The sequence below is a fragment of the Chloroflexota bacterium genome (assembly GCA_016887485.1).
Taxonomy (GTDB): Bacteria; Chloroflexota; Anaerolineae; order Anaerolineales; family Anaerolineaceae; genus Brevifilum.
Map to the genome: position 1 here is coordinate 367,184 of CP069394.1, position 21,757 is coordinate 388,940.

20 protein-coding genes and 1 tRNA gene are annotated in these 21,757 nt (G+C 52.3%); 2 read left to right on the top strand and 19 right to left on the bottom strand.

Annotated elements, in window-relative coordinates:
• Nucleotides 1–77: 77 nt before the first annotated feature.
• The 9 genes from JR338_01635 to JR338_01675 all read right to left on the bottom strand — a co-directional run bounded on the left by JR338_01635 (nucleotide 78) and on the right by JR338_01675 (nucleotide 11,418).
• Complete coding sequence (locus JR338_01635; protein QRN83480.1) at nucleotides 78–824, bottom strand: alpha/beta fold hydrolase; 747 nt, start codon at nucleotides 822–824, stop codon at nucleotides 78–80.
• Nucleotides 817–2,085, bottom strand: coding sequence for a nickel-dependent lactate racemase (gene larA / locus JR338_01640; GenBank protein ID QRN83481.1), 1,269 nt, complete (start codon nucleotides 2,083–2,085; stop codon nucleotides 817–819). Before larA ends, JR338_01635 begins: the two co-directional genes overlap by 8 nt.
• A gap of 59 nt (nucleotides 2,086–2,144) precedes the next feature.
• A complete protein-coding gene (locus tag JR338_01645) occupies nucleotides 2,145–3,647 on the bottom strand; it encodes a hypothetical protein (GenBank protein QRN83482.1) in 1,503 nt (500 codons plus the stop codon).
• A gap of 18 nt (nucleotides 3,648–3,665) precedes the next feature.
• Entirely contained in the window at nucleotides 3,666–5,234 is a 1,569-nt protein-coding gene (locus tag JR338_01650) for an FGGY-family carbohydrate kinase (GenBank protein ID QRN83483.1), read from the bottom strand.
• A 72-nt stretch (nucleotides 5,235–5,306) separates the two neighbouring features.
• Nucleotides 5,307–6,884 carry a glycerol-3-phosphate dehydrogenase/oxidase gene (locus tag JR338_01655; protein ID QRN83484.1) on the bottom strand — a complete coding sequence of 526 codons (1,578 nt, stop codon included), beginning with the start codon at nucleotides 6,882–6,884 and terminating at the stop codon, nucleotides 5,307–5,309.
• A gap of 17 nt (nucleotides 6,885–6,901) precedes the next feature.
• A complete protein-coding gene (locus JR338_01660) occupies nucleotides 6,902–8,500 on the bottom strand; it encodes an FAD-binding oxidoreductase (GenBank protein QRN83485.1) in 1,599 nt (532 codons plus the stop codon).
• Between the two features lie 24 nt (nucleotides 8,501–8,524).
• On the bottom strand, nucleotides 8,525–9,250 hold the full coding sequence (gene fadR / locus JR338_01665; GenBank protein QRN83486.1) for a fatty acid metabolism transcriptional regulator FadR: 726 nt from the start codon (nucleotides 9,248–9,250) through the stop codon (nucleotides 8,525–8,527).
• A 105-nt stretch (nucleotides 9,251–9,355) separates the two neighbouring features.
• Nucleotides 9,356–10,477 carry a hypothetical protein gene (locus JR338_01670; protein ID QRN83487.1) on the bottom strand — a complete coding sequence of 374 codons (1,122 nt, stop codon included), beginning with the start codon at nucleotides 10,475–10,477 and terminating at the stop codon, nucleotides 9,356–9,358.
• 110 nt (nucleotides 10,478–10,587) lie between these two features.
• Complete coding sequence (locus JR338_01675) at nucleotides 10,588–11,418, bottom strand: hypothetical protein (GenBank protein QRN83488.1); 831 nt, start codon at nucleotides 11,416–11,418, stop codon at nucleotides 10,588–10,590.
• Nucleotides 11,419–11,599: 181 nt separating this feature from the next.
• On the opposite strand from JR338_01675, the gene JR338_01680 reads away from it, so the two are divergent.
• Nucleotides 11,600–12,778, top strand: a complete 1,179-nt coding sequence (locus JR338_01680; GenBank protein QRN83489.1) for a pyridoxal phosphate-dependent aminotransferase family protein — start codon at nucleotides 11,600–11,602, stop codon at nucleotides 12,776–12,778.
• A 71-nt stretch (nucleotides 12,779–12,849) separates the two neighbouring features.
• Here JR338_01680 and JR338_01685 read toward each other — a convergent pair whose 3' ends face one another.
• Complete coding sequence (locus tag JR338_01685) at nucleotides 12,850–13,740, bottom strand: hypothetical protein (protein ID QRN83490.1); 891 nt, start codon at nucleotides 13,738–13,740, stop codon at nucleotides 12,850–12,852.
• 246 nt (nucleotides 13,741–13,986) lie between these two features.
• Here JR338_01685 and JR338_01690 point away from each other — a divergent pair, with 246 nt between their 5' ends.
• A complete protein-coding gene (locus JR338_01690; GenBank protein QRN83491.1) occupies nucleotides 13,987–14,694 on the top strand; it encodes a restriction endonuclease in 708 nt (235 codons plus the stop codon).
• A gap of 1 nt (nucleotide 14,695) precedes the next feature.
• On the opposite strand, the gene JR338_01695 is transcribed toward JR338_01690, so the two are convergent.
• The 9 genes from JR338_01695 to JR338_01735 form a co-directional block, all read right to left on the bottom strand.
• Nucleotides 14,696–15,766, bottom strand: coding sequence for a Gfo/Idh/MocA family oxidoreductase (locus JR338_01695; protein QRN83492.1), 1,071 nt, complete (start codon nucleotides 15,764–15,766; stop codon nucleotides 14,696–14,698).
• A gap of 102 nt (nucleotides 15,767–15,868) precedes the next feature.
• Nucleotides 15,869–16,471 carry a hypothetical protein gene (locus JR338_01700; GenBank protein QRN83493.1) on the bottom strand — a complete coding sequence of 201 codons (603 nt, stop codon included), beginning with the start codon at nucleotides 16,469–16,471 and terminating at the stop codon, nucleotides 15,869–15,871.
• A 202-nt stretch (nucleotides 16,472–16,673) separates the two neighbouring features.
• On the bottom strand, nucleotides 16,674–17,171 hold the full coding sequence (locus tag JR338_01705) for a hypothetical protein (protein ID QRN83494.1): 498 nt from the start codon (nucleotides 17,169–17,171) through the stop codon (nucleotides 16,674–16,676).
• Between the two features lie 158 nt (nucleotides 17,172–17,329).
• Nucleotides 17,330–17,548 (bottom strand): hypothetical protein, encoded by a 219-nt coding sequence (locus tag JR338_01710; protein ID QRN83495.1) that lies wholly within the window; start codon nucleotides 17,546–17,548, stop codon nucleotides 17,330–17,332.
• Between the two features lie 143 nt (nucleotides 17,549–17,691).
• Nucleotides 17,692–18,072, bottom strand: a complete 381-nt coding sequence (locus JR338_01715) for a hypothetical protein (protein QRN83496.1) — start codon at nucleotides 18,070–18,072, stop codon at nucleotides 17,692–17,694.
• Nucleotides 18,073–18,263: 191 nt separating this feature from the next.
• Nucleotides 18,264–18,341: transfer RNA gene (locus JR338_01720), tRNA-Pro, on the bottom strand.
• Between the two features lie 60 nt (nucleotides 18,342–18,401).
• Nucleotides 18,402–19,163 (bottom strand): methyltransferase domain-containing protein, encoded by a 762-nt coding sequence (locus tag JR338_01725; GenBank protein QRN83497.1) that lies wholly within the window; start codon nucleotides 19,161–19,163, stop codon nucleotides 18,402–18,404.
• Nucleotides 19,160–20,314 carry a hypothetical protein gene (locus tag JR338_01730; GenBank protein QRN83498.1) on the bottom strand — a complete coding sequence of 385 codons (1,155 nt, stop codon included), beginning with the start codon at nucleotides 20,312–20,314 and terminating at the stop codon, nucleotides 19,160–19,162. The genes JR338_01725 and JR338_01730 overlap by 4 nt, the downstream gene beginning before the upstream one ends.
• An 11-nt stretch (nucleotides 20,315–20,325) precedes the next feature.
• Complete coding sequence (locus tag JR338_01735) at nucleotides 20,326–21,702, bottom strand: radical SAM protein (GenBank protein QRN83499.1); 1,377 nt, start codon at nucleotides 21,700–21,702, stop codon at nucleotides 20,326–20,328.
• Nucleotides 21,703–21,757 lie beyond the last annotated feature (55 nt).

Consider the following 21,757-nt stretch of genomic DNA (forward strand, 5'->3'; position numbering starts at 1 on the left):
GAACTGAACTTGGTGTCAATCGGACTGACCCATCTTGGGAGGGGATTTTCCCCTGGTCAACTGCCTAGAATCCATTTTTATGAGTGATCATTGATGAACTGGTCGATATCCTGAAAAGCCTGATCCAACTCGCCATCCAGAAGGATGCAGTGGGGGGAATCCGCCATGTGGATGAGACCTTTCTCTTTCGAGCCTAATCCCTCAAGGACAATCTCAGCAGCGTCATCAGTCAGGGTGTTGTCATATTCGCCTGTGAAGAGCAAGGTGGGTGGCGTCACATCGGCCAGGTGTGTACGGGCCTGTTTTTGAAGTTTGAGCATTTGAACGGAAGCCCGCACAGGATAGACGTTGTAACCCTTCCAAGGGAGGCCGTCGTCCTCGCTGTTTTTGGTAAGGTATTTCATGAATGGCGCTACGAAACGGGACAGCCACAGCTTATGGACTTTAATCGCCGGGGCGAATAACAGCAGCCCTTTGATTTCGGGGTGCTGAACGGCTAACTCAAGCGCCAATAGGGTGCCCATTGATTCAGCAACCACGAACACCTGACTGCATTCACGGGTGAGCATTTCGTAGAAATTCTTGACCTTTTCCAGCCACATCTGCCAGGTCGCATGATTGAGATCATCGGGATCTGTGCCGTGACCGGGCAGAAGCGGCGCGGCGACGGTATAGCCTGCCTGATGCAGTTTGTCACCGATCAGTCGAACTTCCGTTGTGGTAGCTGTAAATCCGTGGAGAAGGAGGATGCCGGTGTCATTGCCCTGGAAATGGAAATCTTCTCCATCCAGATGGTCGTTGCGCATATAGCCGTTATCAAGCATGTTGGATCTCCGTCATGGTGCGGGTGGCCGCGGGAAGGATGGCAACCCTTGTATCGGTGGGTAATTGGGTGGTGAGCCACTCCAACAGGGCGTCCAATTTGTCGGGTTGGCTGGGTGTGAGCTTCCATTCCCGAACGGACTCAGGGGGAATTTCTGAAATCAGGATCACAGTGACTCGTTGGGCATCTCTGGCGATCTGGTAGGCTTTGTGCGGGCCCACCTTGAAGAGGCCATCCTTGAACTGGTCGATCACGTCCTGATGGGAGGCCATCTGGGTGATATAAGTTTCGTAGGACGGGCTGCCGGACCCCTCTTCACAGCCAGCCAGCAGGATCACGGTGCCGTTATCCCGGGTGATCCGGGCTGCATGGGTCAGGCCTTTTTGGGCCTGATAGAGGTTGATGTCTTTGGGGTAACCGCCGGGGGAGGCAAAGACAAGGTCGTAGGGCTCCTGGACAGGCAGGGTGAACATCTTGCGAACGGTGGGGATAGCGGCCTGCATCACGGCCCTTGGTTCACCAAAGAACGCCTTCAGGACTTGCTTATCCTCGTTCAGGATGGTTCCCAGGGCAAAATGAATGCCGATTTTCCGGCCGATTTCCTCAATGTCCTGCCGCATGGGGTTGACGCTGTAGAGTCCTGATCGGGTCAGGTCTTGGGTCAGCATGGCATGGTTGACATTGATTGTCTCCCGACTGGCTAAACCAATCGCAGCGGTCTTGACTCCGCCGGAATAGCCCATGAAGTGATGGGGCTCGATATTCCCCACGGTAAACTTGAGGTCACAATCGACATAATCCTGATTGATTGAGATGGGCGTACCGTAATGAGTCGTACCCAGCTGGGCCATTGGAGAAAGGTCACAATCATGGGCGAAAATGGTATATTTTGCGATGGTCTCCTCGTCCAGGATCAGCGGCAATTCTTCCACCGGCATTGGCTTATGCGTGCCGGAGCCCAGGAAGAGAGCGATCTGTTCAGGGACGAAACCTAACGAATCTAGATAGGTAAGCAGATAGGTGACGGGATGCGGATGGGAGACCGGGCGGGTTTTGTCATTGATGGCAATCCCGACCTTCAGGTTTGGATTTGATTGAAGGGGTTGGACGATGCCGACTGGAGTGGATAAGGCTTTGGTAAACACCGTGTCGGCGTCCGGGAGTGTATCCAGCGGCTCAGGGAGAAGGAAATCCACCTGATAAGAATCCGGCAAGTGGACGGTTAATTGCGAATGGTTGTAAGGAAGGGTAAATTCTTTCAAGGTCAGCTCCCGTTGTAGTGGGATGAAAAAGTCTTATCAACCCAATAATTATAACCTCATCAGGGTTGGGTGTTACGGAAGTAGCGTTCGAGCAGGCTGCTAACGTCCTCTGAGGAATAGGCGGCAACCAGGCTAAAGAAATCGACTGAAGAGCGAAATGTGTCCATGGCATCCGGTGTGGCATAGTCCCGCAGAATGGCAAAAAAGGCGTCATCACCAATCCGCTGGCGCAGGTCATTCAGAAACTGAACCCCGCGCAGATAGACTGCGTTGACATAGGGGCGAAATCCCGCGTGTCCATAGATGGTGCTATCAACCCATCCCATGGGTTGGTAAGCATAGACCCGGTAATTCCACCACCAATCCACCAGTTCCGGATAGGTTTTTTCGAGGTAAAGCAATTCGCTGTAGGTGGCCAAGGCCTCATCCAGCCAGGGCTCATTGGCCTGATCGTTAGCGATCTGGGCATAGAACCATTGGTGGGCAGTTTCGTGCACGATCAGCAGTTCGAAGTAATTCTGCGGGGTCTCATCTGCAGAGGCGAAATAATCCTGACTGAGAAGAAACGCGCCGTCATATTCCATACCATCTTCGAGATCCGCTTCTATGATCGCCATATATTCTCGGGGATTATCGCCATACAGGTTTTCATAAAAAGCCCAGGCATCGGCTGCCAGGTCAGCGGCCCGCTGGCCCAGTTCCGCATGTTCGGGGAAAACATAGGCCTTGATGGTGACATCCTCTGTATCCCGGGTATATTCAAGATACTCTGGGCTGAAGGCAAAGGTCACGTTGCGGACATTCTCGGCTTTATGGACGGAGAACGAGGAGTCATCTTCGATTGTGGGTTGTATACTCGCTGCGATATCCGTAGATCCAAAAACGCTCAGATTCACCCAGTAATCTGCCAGAGGATATACCAAATATTCGCCAATATTACTCGGTTCATTGATCAACCAGCCACTTGTTTGAAGGTAAGGTGGGATGAAAGGGTACCAATCTGTCAGAATGAGTTGCCGATCAGTCTTTCCTAGTAAGCTCCGCCCTTCGGGGATCCACAAGTTATACGTTAACAGCAATTCGACGGATTCACTTGGTTCAAGAGGTTCGGGAAATGTGACCCATAGGGCAGCACCGTCAAAATGGGTTTGTGGGGTTTCAACGGTTTGACTAGTGAATAAGAATATCAAGTCGAAAACGCCGTCCACCTGTTTTGGGGGAATGACCAGAGGAATTTCCTTGAGAATGTTCCCAGTTGTATTCGTGTAGTCAATTGCCTGACCAACGGCCAATTGATCTTCTTCAAAACTCAGAGCAGCATTAAAGTGATATTGCGTGATTTTGTTATTGGATAGGGAATTGAGTGGTGTTGACGATGGGGAAGTCGTAGACAATCCGGTTGGTACACTTGTTTCCTGCGGTGTATCCGTGGCAGTTATGGCGGGTTCAGTGGTGGCCGTGTCGGTTGCAGGGCTTGTTGTTGCGGCCTGGCAAGCGAAAAGTAAACTGGTCGTCAAAAGGATAACCATAATGGAGAAAATCAGGTACTTTCGCATTGTCAAATGACCGGGTTCTGCAGACTATTTCAGCCCTGGCTGCCGGCGTTGAAGGATTTGACCGATTTCATGATAGAGCGGCTTGAGCTGTTTATACATCTGCTTATAAACCCGCTCATAAAGTTCGGAATACATCAGATGGCATTCAGGGTTCGGTTCAAAGGTTTCGCCAAGATGAGTCATCTCATCTACAGCGGTCTCGAAATCCGGGAGGAGCTTTAAACCAACGGCGACATCCATGGCTGCGCCCAGCCCGGAGGCCTCATAGACATGCGGGCGAGAGACGGGCAGCCCAAAGATGTCGGCCGTGATCTGCATCGCACCGGGGCTTTGACTGCCGCCGCCGGCCACCCGCAGGGAGGTGATGGGGATGTGTGAGCGTTTCTCAGTGCGTTCGGCCCCTTCCCGCAGGGCATAAGCCAAGCCTTCAATGATGGCGCGATAGAAATGGGCCCGGCTGTGAACATCACCAAAGCCGATCACGGCACCCTTGGCCTCTGGTCCGGGAATCTTCAGGCCTGGAGACCAATAGGGCTGCAGGATCAAGCCATCCGCACCTGCCGGTACGGTTTGGAGTAATTCATCGAATAACTCCTCAGCCTCAATGCCCAGTTCTTCGGCTTTGCGTTTTTCTACCTGGCCGAACTCATCCTTGAACCAGCTGACCATCCAGAAACCCCGATATATTTGCACTTCCATGGAATACGCGCCTGGGACAGCCGAGGGATAGGGGGGGATCAATGGGATAACTTCAATGTACTTGCGATGGGTAGTGTTGATGGTGGCGGTGGTGCCATAACTCAGGCAGCCGATATGCGGGTCCAAACAACCCGCGCCGATCACTTCAGTGGCCTTGTCAGCGGCAGTGGCGATCAGAGGCAGCCCTTCGGGGATGCCGGTGGCTTCTGAGGCTTCTTTGCTGATCGTGCCCAGGAGACCGGTCGGTGGGACCAGGTCCGGCAGCATCTCGCGATCGACCAATACGGCGTCCCATTTCCAATCTGAGCGACCAGCCCAATCTTGTTTCTTGTAGTTGAAGGGCATGTAGCCCACCTGGCAGCCGACGGAATCGATAACCTGCCCGATTAGCTTATAGGTCAGGTAGCCCGAGAGAAAGACAAATTTCTTGGTTTGCTTCCAGATTTCCGGCTGGCGGGTTTTGATCCAGTTGGCTTCCGCTTCGGCCTGGAGATAATGTACGGTGGGTTGCATCCCGGATATATTGAACAGCAGCCCCCAAAGGCCCCCAACCGGCGGCATATCTTCCACGCGGCGCTGGTCCAGCCAGACAATGGCCGGGCGCAGCGGTTTGTTCTCAACATCCAAGTTGATTACAGTGGAGCGTTGAGTGGTCAAGCCCACCCCGGCAATGGCATCTTTATGGACCCCTTCCATCTGCCACAGTCCCTGGCAGGCATCACAAACGGCTTTCCAGAAGACATCCGGGTCTTGTTCCGCCCAACCGGGTTTGATGGAGTAGTAGGGTTCAATCGGGACGCGCTTTTTGGCGATCAGATTTCCCTTTAGATCAAAAATTAGTGCCCGAACGCTCTGGGTGCCGTTATCAATAGCAAGGATCTGTTCACCTGCCATTAGTCCCTCCCGAATGAATTGATTGAGTGATTGCTTTCCCTTTATATCACGGATTATGAAAGCTGAGGATGATTAATGCGGCAGATGGTAGCTTTTTTGCCAGAGTCTTTGGTATCGAACAACTTCCGCCTGCCAGGTTTCATCGGACCAGCCCAAAGGTTGCTGGATCAGGGCTCTGATATGGTTGATTTCACCCAGGCCACCCTTCGGCAGCAATAAACCCACCCGAACCCGACGCAGGAGCAGGTCATCCAAATGCACCACAGCTTCATTGCTGGCGGCCCAGGCCATTTCGGCCCAGAATTGCGGCATGGGGTCAATGGATTGGAGCTCGTCAGGTAATGCGCTTTCAAAGAAGGGGGTGACATCTTCACCCAGGCGACCGGCCATCATTTGCCAGGCAGTTTCGCTGGCTTTTGGGGTGGTTTCCGGTTCGGGATGGATGAAACATGGGGCCTGGTGGTCGAATTTTGGCTCTCCGGGTAAGTGATCCCGGCAGAAGTTCAATACATCAGCTGCCATCACGCGGAAGATGGTCAGCTTGCCGCCAGAGACGGTCACCAGGCCATCTTCTTCCCAAACCTGGTGTGCCCGTGATTCCTTGGAAGGGGTTGGAGCGTTGGTGTTGATCACAGGCCGCAGACCAGCAAAAGTGGAAATTAGGTCAGCATCGGTGACAGTGAAATCGGGGAAAGCGTATTGTACGGCTTCCATCAGATATTCATATTCCAAAGGGTTAATCCGGGCCTCATCTTCCGTGGTGGGATCATCCAGGTCAGTGGTGCCAATCATCGTTCGCCCTTCCCAGGGGATGGCAAACAGGGCCCGGTTGTCCCGTGGGTGCAGCATTGTCACGGCGGATTCAATGGGCAGTTTTTCACGAGAGAAGATCAGGTGGCTGCCACGCAGACGGCGCAGTTTGGGCTCGCCGCTGACCGATTGGCGGATTTCATCCGACCAGGGACCGGTCGCGTTGATGACCACATTGCCCCGCAGTTCGCGGGTGGCAGGGGTAAGGGTGCCGCTTTGGTCTTCCACGACCACACCTTCCACCCGGCCGCTTCTGGATTTGCAGAGCCCAGTTACCTTGGCGTAGTTGAGTGCCAAACCCCCAAAGCGAATCCCGTCCGAGATCACCCGCATGACCAGCTGGCTGTCATCCAGCCGAGAGTCATAATATTCCACACCACCGACAAGTGCTTTCTGGTTGATTGCAGGGACGGACTTAACAACTTCTTCCTGTTTGAGGAAGTCATGCTGCCATTTGGGTGCCATTAGGTCATAGGCGATCACGCCCAACCGCATCAGGTGGGCTTCCTGTATGTTGTGTTCATAGGCCGGGAAGATGAATGCCAGAGGGTCTACCAAACCATCCGATTCACGGATCAGGCGTTCACGTTCGCGTACCGATTCCCTAACTACATCGAATTGTCTATTTTTAAGATACCGGATTCCGCCGTGGATCAGTTTGGAGGAACGGCTGGAAGTGCCAAAAGCGAAATCACGGGCTTCGACCAGGGCAACTTTGAGCCCTTTTTGGGCAGCCATGTTGAAGATACCCGCGCCAGTGATCCCGCCGCCGATGACGATTACATCCCAGAGCTGGTCCAATGCCGACCAGGTTTTTTCACGCCATTTTTTATTGAGCATAGTCCCTCCTTTTCGTTTCAGTCCAGGTCCAGTAGTTTGCCCCGGTTCATCACTTGATCCGGGTCCACGTCTTTGATGGTTTCCCGAATGAGGTGGATCCCCAACGGGCCTTTTTCCTGCGGTAGGTAGGGTTTGTGATCCAGGCCCACCCCGTGCTGGTGGGAGATCGTCCCGCCATTGGCGACAATGGCCTCACTGGCTGCGGTCTTCAGGGTCCGCCAGCGAGCGAGGGTTTCTTCCGGGTCCTGTGAGCGGCGATAGAGATAGGTCACATACATCGAACCGCCGTTGGTGTAAACATGGGAGACATGACTGAAGACGAGGACGATCTCATTTTGATCCTCCAAGCCGGTCCGGATGGCTTTGAGGATTTCCTTGCGGCCCTTCTGCAGGCGGTCCCAGGGCAGCGCCGTCTCTAGGGTATCAAGGGCATAGCCCAGGTCCCAGAGTGTGTTACGCAGGTAGGGGGATAGGAAGCGTTTCTTGATCCATTCTTTACCCAGATAGAACTTGACCATCAGGCCCTTATTGGCACGGACCATATGGGAAAGTTTGATGTCGGCAAGACGATTCTCAGCAGGGTTGCCTGTCAGCCCGTAGATCAGCATACAGCGCTGGTCCCGTTGGCCAACGAGGTTCAAGCCGGCTTTGGCAACCTTAATCAGTTTTTCTGCACCCGAAAGCTGGAAGGTGGTCTCAGTCTCGTAAGGGTCACTCAGCCGCAGCATTGAGAGGGGCAGTTCCGCCTGGGCGATCTGCCGCATGGCTTTGACGCCCGTTTCAAAATCCGGGAAGAAAGCGGAATAAAAGTGTTCCTGCTGGGGGAGGCGGCGGATACGGACTGTGGCCTGGGTGAGGATACCCAGCCGGGCTTCTGAACCCATCGCGAGGTGACGCAGATCGGGACCGGCCGCACTCTTGGGAACGTGGGGGAAGTCTAGCGGACCACTGGGGGTCTCCATGTGGCCGGTGACGAACAGGGGTTCGATCCGACCGTAATGGATGGATTGTTGCCCAACAGAGCGAGTGACGACCCAGCCGCCCAGGGTGGAGTATTCCCATGATTGGGGGAAGTGGCCCAGGACATAGCCGTGGGTCCCGAGTTGTTTTTCCAGGTCTGGGCCGCTGACACCGGCAGCAAAGGTGGCCTCATGGTTGATCTCGTTGAGGTTCAGCAGCTGGTTCATCTTCGCCATATCCACGCTCAGGGTGGGGAGGCCTTCACCGGGAGGGGTCAGGTGCCCGACGACGCTTGAACCGCCGCCATAAGGCACCAGGTTGATCTTGTGCTGTTTGGCAAAGGAGATCAGCTCTCGCACCTCGGAATCTGATGTGGGATAGGCCACGCCATCGGGAAAGGTGTCCACCAGGCCATCGCACATATCGATCCAATCATTGAGGGATTGGCCGCGTGAATGGCTAAGGCGCTCTTCGGCGTCTGTGGTGATCAGGGGATTATCTGGCAATTGGGAAGCGGGCACTTTTTGGATGAGGGATTCGATGGTGGCGTTTTGCAACTTGAGGGGCTGCCCCACGGCGCCGGTAAGGTACTGCTTGGCTGGTTCTGGTACGGGGTAGTCGGTTTCGATATTACCCCAACCCTGGATCCTTTTCATGGTTTCCTCCGGGATAAAGTGAGATTAATCAAAGTGGGCCTGCTGCCAAAAGCGCAGGCTGTCACGCATTATTGATTCGGTGAGAGATTTTGCCCGCTCAGAGTCATGGGCTTGCGTTGCCTTGGCAAGCTCATCATAGAAATAGCGGGAGGTCTGACGGGCATCCGGAATATTAAAATATACCGGGGCAAGATTCAGATAGAGGTCCTTGAAGCCGTTGAGGATCAAGACGAAGATCGGATTACCACTGAGAATGGTGAGGGTATGGTGCAACGACCAGTCAAAATCAGCGAATTCCCGCGGGGAGTCGTCCAGTGCGACACGGCGTTCCAGAAAGGCCAACAATTCATTGGGGGCGTTTTCCACCGCAAGGAGAGTGTAGAGGGGTGCCATCGCCAGCCTGGCAGTGAGCAGGTTGGGCACGAAGTTGTCCGGTGAGAAATCAGGATGTTCCGCCAGGGCATTGAGCACGCCGAGATTACCTTCGGTGAGATAATCGCGCACCCGAGTCGGTTTGCCGTGATGGATCTCAACCCAGCCGTCGCGGGTCAGCCGTTGGAGCGCTTCCCGCAGCGTGGGCCGGGTAACGCCCAGCGATTCCGCCAGTTCCCTTTCGGCGGGGAGGTGGCTGTTGGCGGGAAAGGTGCCGTCCAGAATAGCTTCGATCAGGCGGGATTCGACGAGTTCAGCGGGTTTTTTGATGGGTTTCCAGTTTTGGGTATTAGGTGAGTCGGACTGGTAAGTGGTCATACCAGTATAATAATATGGAATCAGATGAAAATCAAGAAATTCATCTTGATTCGATGGGGGTTAAGGCTTGGATTGGAGAATTGAGCGTTATACCAGAGACTCTAGTTATAGATCCTTCTCATACTGCCGATGAGTCTTGTAGAAATCAATGTCCAAATTGGCAGCTTCCAATTGGATATTGATATTTTCTTCCCGCATTTGAATCATCTCCCCGTGTTCATAGCGGTCATCTTTCATCACGCTCTTATAAATCTCATAATAGAGGATGGCCGTCCCACCCAGGCGTTGATATTTTTCGATGATCCCGATGCCGTTAAAGTCAATCCATTTAGAACGTTTGCTCTCCCGCAGGATCTGCAGCCAGCCAAAGGGTAACAACCGGCCTTTGCATCTTTGCAGAGCCCTGCCGATATCCGGATAGCCCAGGATCCATCCGACGGGCTGCTCATCCTTATAGATGATCTTCACCAGGCGCGGGTCGGCGATCCAAAGCAGCTGGGAGACCATATTGGCCATGTCTTCATCGGTGAGGGGTGGGTTGCCCGCCGGGCCTGCCAGGGATTCGTTATAGAGCATCTGGAAATCCTCGATCACCTTGCGGACGTCTTTTTTGGTGTGGAGTTCCGGGGCAGTGAAGCCGACCTTTTGGGCGACCAGGTTGGCGGCGCGGGTGAACTTTTCCGGCCATTCCAGGTTACGATCCAAGCGACCGGTGTAGATGTCCTTGACCTTGGTGAAACCGAGGGCTTCGATCAGGCCGGGATAATAATACAGGTTAAAAGGCTGCCCAAAGGCAGGTTGGTGTTCAAAGCCTTTAACCAACATACCGAAACCGTCCAGAACGGTCAGCCCTTTTGGGCCGAGGACATGGTCGAGGCCTTGCTGCCTGGCCCAATCAAAGCCGCGCTCAAAGAGGGCATCTGCTACGGATTGGTCATTGATACATTCAAAGTAGTAGAAGAAGGCGGTTTTGGTTTTATGGAAATCGTTGTAGCGGTGATTGTTTGCCACTGCGAGCCGTCCCAGGACCTGTCCGTCATCACCCAGCGCCAGGAGGAAAGCAGCCTCTCCATATTGGTAAAAGGCATAATCCGGGCGGAAGATCTTGCGCATTTCCATCCGCATGGGCGGTACCCAGTGGGGGGTATCGCGATAGAGATCAAAGGGGAATTGAATAAAGGCCCGACGATATTTGTGGTCATTTTGTTTGATCTGTATGATTTTCATATAATGCCTGAACCTGCTCTTCTAAAAACTAAAGCCATTATCGTTTTGAATAAAAAGACCTCAAACGAGGTCTTTTTATTTTTTGAAATTATAACGGATATTCAGGTGGCTTAGGGGATATTCCAATATTTCAGTTCATCCACCTTTACTGTGAACCCCGGGTTGTTGACGAAGGCGATGATGAAACCGGTATAGCCTTCATTCGAGAGGGTTGAGTCGCTGGCTGTGCCCACCTCTTCGCCGTCAATGTAGAAGGTGAAGCTGGAGCCATCCATCAAAACGCCCACCCGATGAGGATTATTGGTGCCATCACTCAGTTGGGTGGCAGTTTGATAACCTTTGATCTGCATGATATTTACGCCGGGGGCCATTCGGAAGACGCCCCATTGACCATCACAGGTGATGCCCAGGAAATAGAACTGCTGACCGTCAGAGCTGGCCCGGAATGCCAAACCGAAGTGATCTGCCCCTGAGCAGCTAGACATCTGGATGGTTGTTTCGATATAGGCGTTCTTGAGTTTGGGGCTGGAAACATACCAAGAATGCCAGTTGGCATTGGCTTTAGCTGTCAGGGTGAGGTAGCCGCCAGAGGTCTGGAAGGTCGCTTGCGTGTAATCAAAGTCCCAGGCGCTGGTAGAACCACTGAAATCCTGTGTCCAGGCAGGGGAGCCATAGGTCACTGTCGGGTCGCTGGGGCTCTGGGTTTCGGTGGGCGTCACAGTAACTGTTGGTGTGAATTCGGTGGGGGCTTCGGTTTCTTCCGTCACTGGTTCGGGGGTCTCACTCGGGGCTACTTCTTCCGTTGCGCCTTCGGTCAGCATGCGTGCCACCTGGGTGCCGACGATATCAACTGTTGGTTCAGCGCTTTGGCCGGGGAAGTTACAACCGGACAGGATGAGTATGGTTATCAGAACAAAACTGAACAAACTTATCTTCTTCATAGGGTCCTCCTGGAGGATTAATGATTTTTGAAGTTAATTATAGTGATTTCATGATTCCAACGCAACTGACAGTATGGAAAGTGGTTAATAGTATAGACATTGTTGGTATTATCATTTTTCGGGAATGGCAACCTCATGTATAATGAGCGGTGTTATTCAATAAATATTTAAGGACGAAATTATGGATCTATTTGAAAAATGCTTTTCCTTTTCGACTGTGAAGGATGCTAAAAAAACTGGAATTTACCCGTATTTCATTCCACTCGATGAGAATGAAGGGACTGAGGTCATTTTTAATGACCAACGCGTGATCATGTGTGGCTCGAACAACTACTTGGGACTCACCACGCATCCCAAGGTTCGCCAAGCAGGCATTGATGCCATCCAGCGTTATGGCACCAGCTGCACCGGATCCCGTTTCCTCAATGGGAACATGTCACTGCACGAAAACCTCGAAGCTGAACTGGCTGAATGGGTGGGGAAGGAAGCAGCCCTGGTCTTTTCCACCGGGATGCAGGTTAACCTGGGAACGATCAGCGCTGTGGTCGGCCGCGGTGATTTTGTGATTTTGGATAAGGAAGACCATGCCAGCATCGTGGATGGGGCCTGGTTGAGCAGTGGCAAGATCGAACGTTATCGCCATAATGACATTGACCATCTTGAACGGGTGATGGCAAGCCTGCCTGAAGATCGAGGAAAACTGCTGGTCGTGGATGGCCTTTTTAGCATGGAAGGTGATATCGCTCCTTTGCCGGAAATCATCCCGCTTTGTGAGAAATATGGCGTCCGCCTGATGGTGGATGATGCCCATGCGATGGGCGTTTTGGGTGGGGGCCGCGGCACTGCGGCGCATTTCGGTATGACCGAAGGTGTGGACCTGATTATGTCCACATTCAGCAAGTCATTTGCTTCTTTGGGCGGGTTCATTGCTGGTGAAGCGGATGTGGTGGATTACATCAAACATAAAGCCCGCAGCCTGATCTTCAGCGCCAGTATCCCGGCAGCCAATGCCGCAGCCGCTCTGGCCGCGTTGGAAGTTATGAAGGAAGAACCGGAGCGTATTGAACGTGTCAACCAGATTGGCGCTTATATGCGTGAGGAATATAAGAAGCTTGGGTTTGATACCGGCGATTCAGTTACCCCGGTTATCCCAATCATCATTGGTGACGATGCTCTGACCTTTATGACCTGGAAACGGCTCTTTGAAGAAGGCGTCTTCGTGAATCCGGTGATCTCACCGGCCGTCTCACAAGGCCGCCAGTTATTGCGTACCAGCTATATGGCTACCCACACCGATGAACAATTGGACCAGGTGTTGTCAACTTTTGAGAAGGTTGGCAAGGAACTGGGTCTGATCTAAACCGATATCTATAGTGGAAATCAAAAGACCGGAGGTTTCGCCTCCGGTCTTTTCTGTTGTCTGGTGATTAATTAGGGCAGGTCCCAATAGCGGATCTGATCCAGCCACATGGTGAAGTCCACGCCGCTGTCTCCGCCAACAAAGACGCCGAAGATCCCTTCGGTGAAGGTGTCATCTGTGACCTCGTTGACCTTGCTGCCGTTGATATAGAAGGAGAGTGTGTCGCCATCGGCCATCACGCCCAGGGTATTGACTTCATTCGCTCCTTTGATGATCTTGTCGCTGGCGGTCCAGCCGATCAGCACGGTCATCTTCGGGTCATCCCAGAGGCGCAGGCTGTATTTGCCGTCACAGGTGATGCCGAACAGGTAACCCTGGCTGGCGCCGGAGGTCTTGGGTGTGCGGAACATCAGCCCGTAATGGTCGGTGCCGGAGCAGGCAGGGGTTTGAAATTTACCTTCGAGATAGAAGTTGTCCGGTGCAGGCCAGGAGAGCCGCCAGCCGTCCAAATCCGTGATGGCTGTCAGTTTCATGTAGCCGCCATTGAATTTGATTTCAGTGAAGGCATCGTTGTCGGTCAGCCAGTTATTGCCGTTATCCAAATTGTCCACCCAATTTGGGGTGCCTAGGGAGGCGGCGGGGTCGGTGTCTGACATTGTGGGGGTTGGCGCGAGGGTAGCTGTGACGGTTGGTGTGGGCGTTTCCGTAGCTTCGACGATTTCTTCAGTCGGCTCTTCAGTTACAGTTTCTTCAGTAGCCTCTTCTGTCACGGTTATGTCCTCAGTGCTCTCCGCAGTGGGGGAGACCAGCACTTCGACGGGTGTGCCTGTGAGGATTTTTGCGATCTCGGTTGCCATGCTCTCGTCCGTCGGCTCTTCAGCAGCCTGATTGATGGGGAGGTTACATCCCGCCAGGAGCAGGGCGATTATTACAATTGAAATGAAAGTCAGTCTCTTCTTCATATTGCCATCCATTCAGTAGATATTTTCGACCTCAAATAAAATGACGTGCAGTTATGGAAAGAAGTTCCCCATAACCTGATTCTAGCACGAGGCCAGCTTCTTGTCATCTTAGGCGTGCAAGAATCTGGCCATTCTAGGGTCAACATCAGAGGATAGTGTCAAAATGGGCGTGGTATAATCCCAAATGAGTCAGGGCTTGCCAAATTTGGCAGCCAATTTTCTTTTTAAATCAAAGGAATGCTCCTGATGGAAGGTTTCATCGCAATTTTCACTATACTTTATGCTTTCTGGCCCCTGATCATCTTTTTTGGTTTTCGGCCCTTCTTTCAACGCGGAGAATTCTTTCCAGATCGGATAAGACGAGCATCCAATCGGGTTTTCTTCGGATGGATCGTCTGGGGAGCATTTTGGGGATATCTGCTTGCCAATGACACCCAGCCATTTTCGCTGATTCCGGAGCCATTGAACACCGTTCTCTTTATCTCCCTGGGTGTGATCTCAGGTGGGGTGTCGATTGGCTTCTGGTGGCATCACCACAACGAGCATCGAATCAGCCTGGCGGATGCCCAAACGCTGGAAGACCTGATGGCGCTTTCACCGGATAATTTTGAAGCATTGATTGCCAAATTATTTGAAGCCTATGGGCATCAGACAGCCGTCATGGGTGGGAATGGCGATCATGGCGTGGATGTGGTGGTCATGACGAGCGAGGGGGAAAAATGGATTGTGCAGTGCAAGCGATACAGCGGCTCAGTGGGAGAGCCGATTGTGCGGGATCTCTATGGCACCCTCTTGCATGAGGATGCCCAGAAAGCCTATTTAATTACTACTGGCGGATTGACCCGTCAGGCTGTTGCATGGGCCGAGGGCAAGCCGATCGTCCTTTATGATGGCGATGGGCTTGTCCGCCTGATCCGCAGGACGCAATCCGCCAGGAATAGAAGCGCAATTTAATTTAGGCCAGAGCGTCAGCGATCTGTTGAACCAGGCGTTGAACCTGGATTCCATGTTCGAGAGTGGGCACGAAGCTGATGTCCGGGGCGCCGCCCAGGAAGAGGTAGTGGTTGTGCACCATTGCGCGCAGCCAGCCGGCGGGGCTGTAACCGGCGTAGAACTTCGACGCGGGTGAGTAATTACCGTAAACATCGTGCCGCTGCCAGCCTTCTTCCGGCAGGTAGCTCATGTAGATATCAGGCTGAGCGGTGTCAAAGACGATCGACCCAATGGTGCCGTAGATTTCAACTTTCAATTGATCGCCTGTTCCAGCCGAGATGCGGCTGGCGGTCATGGTACCGATCGCACCAGTCTGGGTTTCCTGAAGCATGGCGGTTGTGCAGAGGTCGCTTTTTTCTGGGAAGCCGGTCAGGTTGGCGTTGGTGGTGAATGCGTCCTGAACAGTCAGGGTATCACCCAGGAAGGCTGTGAGCAGGCTGAGGATGTGAGAGCCCAAGTCCACAGTGGCACCATTGACCGGGATGGGCAAAAGGCGGCTGGTGCGCTTGGCCCGATAGTCTGCGCTGAGGTAGCTGCTGTGCAGGTATTCCGTTCGGAAATGAACCGGATCACCAAATTTGCCGGTCTGCCAGTGGGCCAGGGCTTGACGCACGGGGGATTTCTGCAGGAATTGGAACCCCATCATTACGAATTTACCGTGATCGGTTTTGCTGATCTCTTCCAGCTGGGCCAATTCTTCGCGGGAAGAGGCAACGGGTTTTTCTACGTAAATCCGTTTGATAGTTGGGCTTTTGATCGCTTCGATTAATTGGGGGGCATGGGCGGGGTTTGCGCCCAGAATATACACCGCATCCAGGTCATCCCGTTCCCAAACGGCTTCCGGCGCGCACGATTCAGCGAAACCATAGCGGTTGGCGAAAGCCTCTCTGTGCGCCGGTGTGGGCGATGCCGCCACAACCCGCTCGATCTTGGGCATCCCCTCGTAATAATGTTGAACGGCGTCCAATGCATATGTATGCGCTTTGGCAATGCTGCCCGTTCCCAGGAAACCAATTCGTAATGTCTTTTCCATGATAGCCTCCGATGTTTTCTCTCATTATACGAAGAAACCGCCAAACTATCTGGCGGTTTCGAGAGAATCTGGAAGATTTTAAGCTAATTGAGAAAATCAATGTCAATCCAGGTGCAGGATCAACAACCAACCCTCACCACTGACTTGAGCGCCATCCATAAGCGGGAATGTGGCCTCGACCTGGGGGGAGCCTTCCCAGGGATAGGAATATTCCACGCCTTCAACCGTCACCACGATCATCTGTTGGCCGGTCATTTCAATGAGTACATTCAGCGTACCCGTTTCATCTGATGAGACACAGTCACCGGTGACGGAAGTCACTCCATCAAAAGTCACAGCGAAGGAACCCCAGTCGGCGGTCAGGATATCTTCGTAGTAGTCAACCGCACCGCTGCCCGTCACAAGGTAGGCATTTCCTTCCTGAACGACCTGGAAGGGGATGGTGGCGAAGGTGTAGGGTGAAAGGCCAACCGCCTCCGATGGGCCAACCAGCAGTTGTAATTCCAGTGTGCCGCTTAGATTTGCGCACGGGTCATTGGGATCGGTTGGGGTGGCGACCCCGCTGCCAACGAAATCAGTCGGCGTGGGCGTGACCTCAGAGGTTGTCCCGGCACCGGGAGAAGATAGCAGACTGCAACTCAATGTAGTGGCTGCCATCAATATCACAACCATTAGTAGAGCTAGTCGTTTGTTCTTTTTAACCATATTTCCCTCCAGTATAGAAAAAATTTTCTGAAAAGACAAAGCGGATGGTATGTTGTCAACGGGATAGGTTGTGCTGAGGTGTGGGTTGTGATGCTGGAATTAATGCAGACTGAAATTGTTTTTTCAGAATGATCATCTCTTAATTATATTACCAATCCTGAGGATATAAACTTCCCAACGAGTGATATGTCTGAGTGAAAAATTATTTATGGGATAATTTTAATTTGATTTCATCTGGTGATAACCAGACGTCATCAATAAATCCATGGATAGGTTTGCCATTCAACCAAAAAACCTCACCCCGCTCTTCCATATTGAAAATACCACAAACACCTTGATGTTCCTTCAGCAGGTTTGTGAATTGGGTCCGGATGGATTTGGAGTAATAGAACAGGTTGCTCATCCGTGTCCCGGTGGTTCCAAAATTGAGCAGTACCAAGTCTTGCAGATCCAAAATAATTTCAGGGTAGTAAGCAGACAAGTCATTATAAACAGTTAGGTAGATATAACCGACAGATACCGGATATTGGAAATGATTTCCAATTGCGAGTGTGGATTTATCTGTAACTTCTTGGCCGTGACCCCAATCAATAATGGCATCGTCTTCTTCAAAGATCAATACCGTATCAAACCCAAATTCCGGGTTGTTATAGCAAATGATTTCATCTTCAAATGAACCTGGATTAAGGGGGATTTCCAAAATATGATCGGGAAAGAGAATTTTGGCAGGTGGGAAATACTTCTCGGCGAATTTGGAGATTCCCAGCAGGACATCTTCCAATTGATCGTTTTTAAAATACAACATGTAAGAATATAACAACCCCATTGAAATTATCCTCAATAAAAGCTGATAGCTGATTAATAATCTTCCAAATGGAGATCTGCAATCGCTTTGGACATGAAGAGGCTAGAAAACAAGGGCAGGGGGATCAGCCACCACCAGACGATTTGAATGTTAGCTTGACCCAAGCCGTTAATCAGACGAATGATAACAGCCAGCACGCCATCCAGTCCCAGTCCCAGGAACAGGCCCATGAAGAAACCGGTGAGATATTCAATTGACCGCTGAGGGTTCATGGGAGGTCTCCCATTGTGTGTATCTGGGCAAATAAGGTTCGTTTTTAGAGGTTTTATTCTATTCGGTTACGCAATCTAACAGGGATGACGGATTATGGATCCTCCATGAGAGCGGGAAGGAGGAAATTATGGCTTTTTGGTTGTTATTTCTTTGCGTACCGGCCAGCGAGATAGCCAAGGATTATTATCACCAATCCAATTACGAGAAACAACCAATTTGATAGAAGGAGTTCGATGCTCTTTTCCCGCATGGCAGCACCAATCCATTCAAAGAGAACTATCATGACTCCAAGTGGCATCATGATCCATGAAAAGGTTTGGGCTATCTTCTTTATTGTTGGCCTTTCGGTGCCTAAAAAATAACGAACGCTCCCAACAATTACACCTAAGAATCCAACTGGGGTTAAAAAATACGGTGCGAGAATTGATCCGAGGGTACTATCAGTTGGCCCGGATATTAGCGCTCTAATTCCCAGGAATAAAAGGATTACACCAACGTTTATTAGGCCATGAATATCGTTCATAATCTCTCCAATATTATTAATATATAACTAATTCCTGGATTATATAAATACTTCTTTATTTTACTATTAAAAATCATACGAAATTTGGCACGGGTGTGATTTTCGAATTTTCTGTTATCTGCTCGAAGTTGGGATATCAGAGTAGTAGTGAATTAAATGAAAAAGGGATTGCTGATTAGCAATCCCTTAATTGGTCGGGGCGCTGGGATTCGAACCCAGGGCCTCTTACACCCCATGCAAGCGCGCTAGCCGGACTGCGCCACGCCCCGATTTCAGAGTGATATTATAGCCGCCTTTGGATGATTTTGCAAGCAAATGATCAAATTCATTCACTCGCCAACCCAGCCAATGGCATAGTGGGTTGGGATGATCATAACCCGTTCCCCGTTGTTTCGGGCATCAACATCAAATAATTCAAATTGGTCCAAATCGGCTCTTGTGACCATGTCTTTGAGGTCCGAACGAAGGACCTGCCATTCCAGAGAATCTTCTGCTATCAGGTCCTGTTCCAGCTCCTCATCGAGTGTCTCGGTGTAGGTGTTGCGAAGTCCAACTTGCTGGTACAGGTCATTAAGTTTGGATCCCATTTCAACATCAGCCCCTTGCCGCACCAGTGATTCATTCTGGATCAGTCCTAGCTCATCCAGCGGTGGGGGATAGTCGATCCGGCTGGTGTAATCCGGTTCTGCCAGGGCGATCACTGCGCCGCCGGGATGAGTCACACGTTTCATCTCAGCCAGCACCTGAACGGGATCCGCTACCCAAAGCAGCAGGTAATGACAATAGACAGTGTCAAAGCTGTCATCAGCAAAGGGCAGCTGGTGTCCGTCCGCTTGGGTGAGCTGGTATACGGGGTTTTCATTATGGGCAAAACAAAGACTGGGGTGGTATATATCCACCCCAGTCAGGGTAAAGTCAAATTCTTCTGTAATGGCACCCATCACCGCACCGGTTCCGCAGCCAACTTCTAAAACCTTACAGCCGGGTTTCAGGCCAGCCTGTTCAAAGAGGTGCCGGCGGATTTCAGTTGTCCAGCCGGCTTGCTGCTGAAAACGGGAGTGCCAATCGGCCAGAGTGAGTTCCGGGTTCATTTAGACCAGATCTGCTCCCATTCATCGGTCAGCAGGTTGCCCATGATCTGATCCGCCAACCCCTGAGCGGGGAGGACGTCGCCATCGGGTTCCACATAGAGCCAGGCCTTGCCAGCGCCTTCCACGAAGGCTTCGTCGCCTTCTTTTTCAAGCTCCAGCGAAACGGGATTATTGCTGGAATAAGGCACGGGCAGGTCCCAGACAAGGTCCAGCTGCTGCACTGCGGCGTAGTCTCGCAGGCTTTGCAGTTTCTCAGCCATTTCCGGGTCGGCCACGCTGAGTGAGAGGGCATTTGCGCCCATTTCCGCCAGCCGTTTGATCGTGGGCTTGAGGTCAGAGCCGTTACGGAGGGTAAGATGCACGGTTGTGAAGAGGTCATCCGGGAGCACTGTCTCCAGGACTTTCCAGTCACGATCATCTTCCGGGTCGAAGATCATCATGAAGTGATCCAGGCCGCTGGTCAGCAGGGTGTCTAGGTAGGCTTTATCACCCAGCCTGAGCCCATCGGATAAGAGCCCGGTCACGAGGCCCAGGTCTTCCGCTTCCTGAAGCAGTTCAGGGAGGTCTTCCCGCAGAGTCGGTTCACCACCAGTGTAGAGGATGTGAGGGATGCCAACCTGATAGGCTTTATTGAGAACGGTTTTCCATTCTTTGGTGGTCAGTTCCCGATCCACACGGTCCACGGGGGCATCGGTTTCGTGGCTGTCCCTATCCACCCGGTAGGTCAGGGCGCAATCCAGCCGGTAAGGGGCGGAGATGTCCGCTTTATAGGGTTCCTGGCGTTCAATGCCCAGATAGGTCACCGGGTCCAGATCAGGGGTGTGAATCAGGGTCTGGATTTGATCCTGAAAGGCCTCAAAGTCCAGATTGACCTGTTCCGGGTTCACCTGGTACCGCTTGGCGACGATTGATGCGATTTCCGCTGCCGGAGTGCCTTTGATGATGTGATAGGCATATTCCACAGCGCTCTGGTTGAGATGCAGGACGGTGGAAGCGTTGATAACGAGGATCCCGCTGCCATCTCCTTCAATCCGGAGGTGCAGCCGGTATTGGTCTTCCTGATCCGCCGGTGACAGGTAACTGTACATGCCGGTTGGGAGGGGTTGTTTGTTTGAGAAAAATTGCTTGATAGATTGAATGAGATTGGCCATATCCGCTCCGTTTATTTTGAAAATATGGGATTCTGGATGGGATGGATCGTCTGGTGTTCCCGGGCCAGTGGACAGCCTCCGCCGCATTCGGGCAGGAACTCACAGGTCAGGCAGCCCTCAGGCACGTCGCTCCGATTGCGGAGTGAGAGCGCCAGGGGGTGTTCCCAGATCGATTTCCAGGGGTCCTGGAGCATATTGCCCAGGGCTTGATAATAGGATTGGCAGGGGATGACATCCCCGTTGGGTTCAATACACATGTTATAAAGTGCTGCTGTACAACCCTTCACGCCCAAATCCAATTGTAAGGGGTTGAAATGGCAGTATTGGGTGGGGGTGTACCAGATCAGACGCTGTCCCTGAGCTTCTGTGAGCTCACGGGCGATTTCCAACAAAGGGGGCAGGTTTTCTTCGGCCAGGCCGGTATCGACCTCTTCGCCTTTGCCGGAATAGATCAGGGCATTCAGACCAACGGTTGGCACACCAAGCTCGCCCAGGAAATGCAGAGTCTCTTTAACATAGAGGCTGTTGTGAGTCAGCAGGGTGGTGTTGGTCATGATATAGAGGGGTGACGCGATCACATTGCGCACCCCGGCAACGGTCTGTTCCCAGGCGCCTTTCGAGGCTACCATCAGGTCATGGATGGCCGGGTCATGCGATTCGAGGGTGATCTGCACATGATCCAGTCCCGCGTCCACCAGGGATTGCACAAAAGCCGGATCTGCCAGCTTGCGGCCATTGGTGTTCAGGCCGGTGATCACACCCAGCGATTCGGCATAGGCAATCAGATCCGTCAGGTGGGGGTAGAGGGTGGGTTCGCCACCCGTGAAGACGATATGGGGAATGCGTTGATCCCAGACCCGGTCGATGACAGCTTTCCATTCCTCAAGGCTAAGCTCGGGATACTGCCGTGAGCGGGCATTGTAGCAATGGCTGCAGTTGTTGTTACAGCGATAGGTGATGGCCAGGTCCATCCGGTAAGGCGCACTGGGTTTCGCACTGAAGGGCGCCATGGTTTCTAGGTCCAGTTCACAGACCGGACAAGCGCCATTGGGCCTCAGGAGTTCTTCAACTTGATTGATGAAGTCCATGAAGTCATTTTGGGCATCTTTGGCCGAGACACTGAATTCCCGCTGCAAGGCTTTGGAGGCTGTCTCGGGGGTTAAGCCTTCGAGGTGAAAATATGTCATTGCCGCCGCAGAGGGGTTGAGATGCACAACCCGGTTGGCATTAACGATCAACAGCCCGCGCCCGTCCGGATCAATCCGAAGGTGAATGCGGGTTTTCTCGTCCTTGCCCTCACGCCGGTAATGATACAGCCCGGTTTTGGGCAGGGGCGTGCGTTGAAAGATCTTGGTCAATTTTCCAGTAAACGAGTTTGATGGTTTCATTAGGTATGAGAGGCTCCTGGCGCAATGTGCGCCAGGAGCGATATAGTTGGGTTAT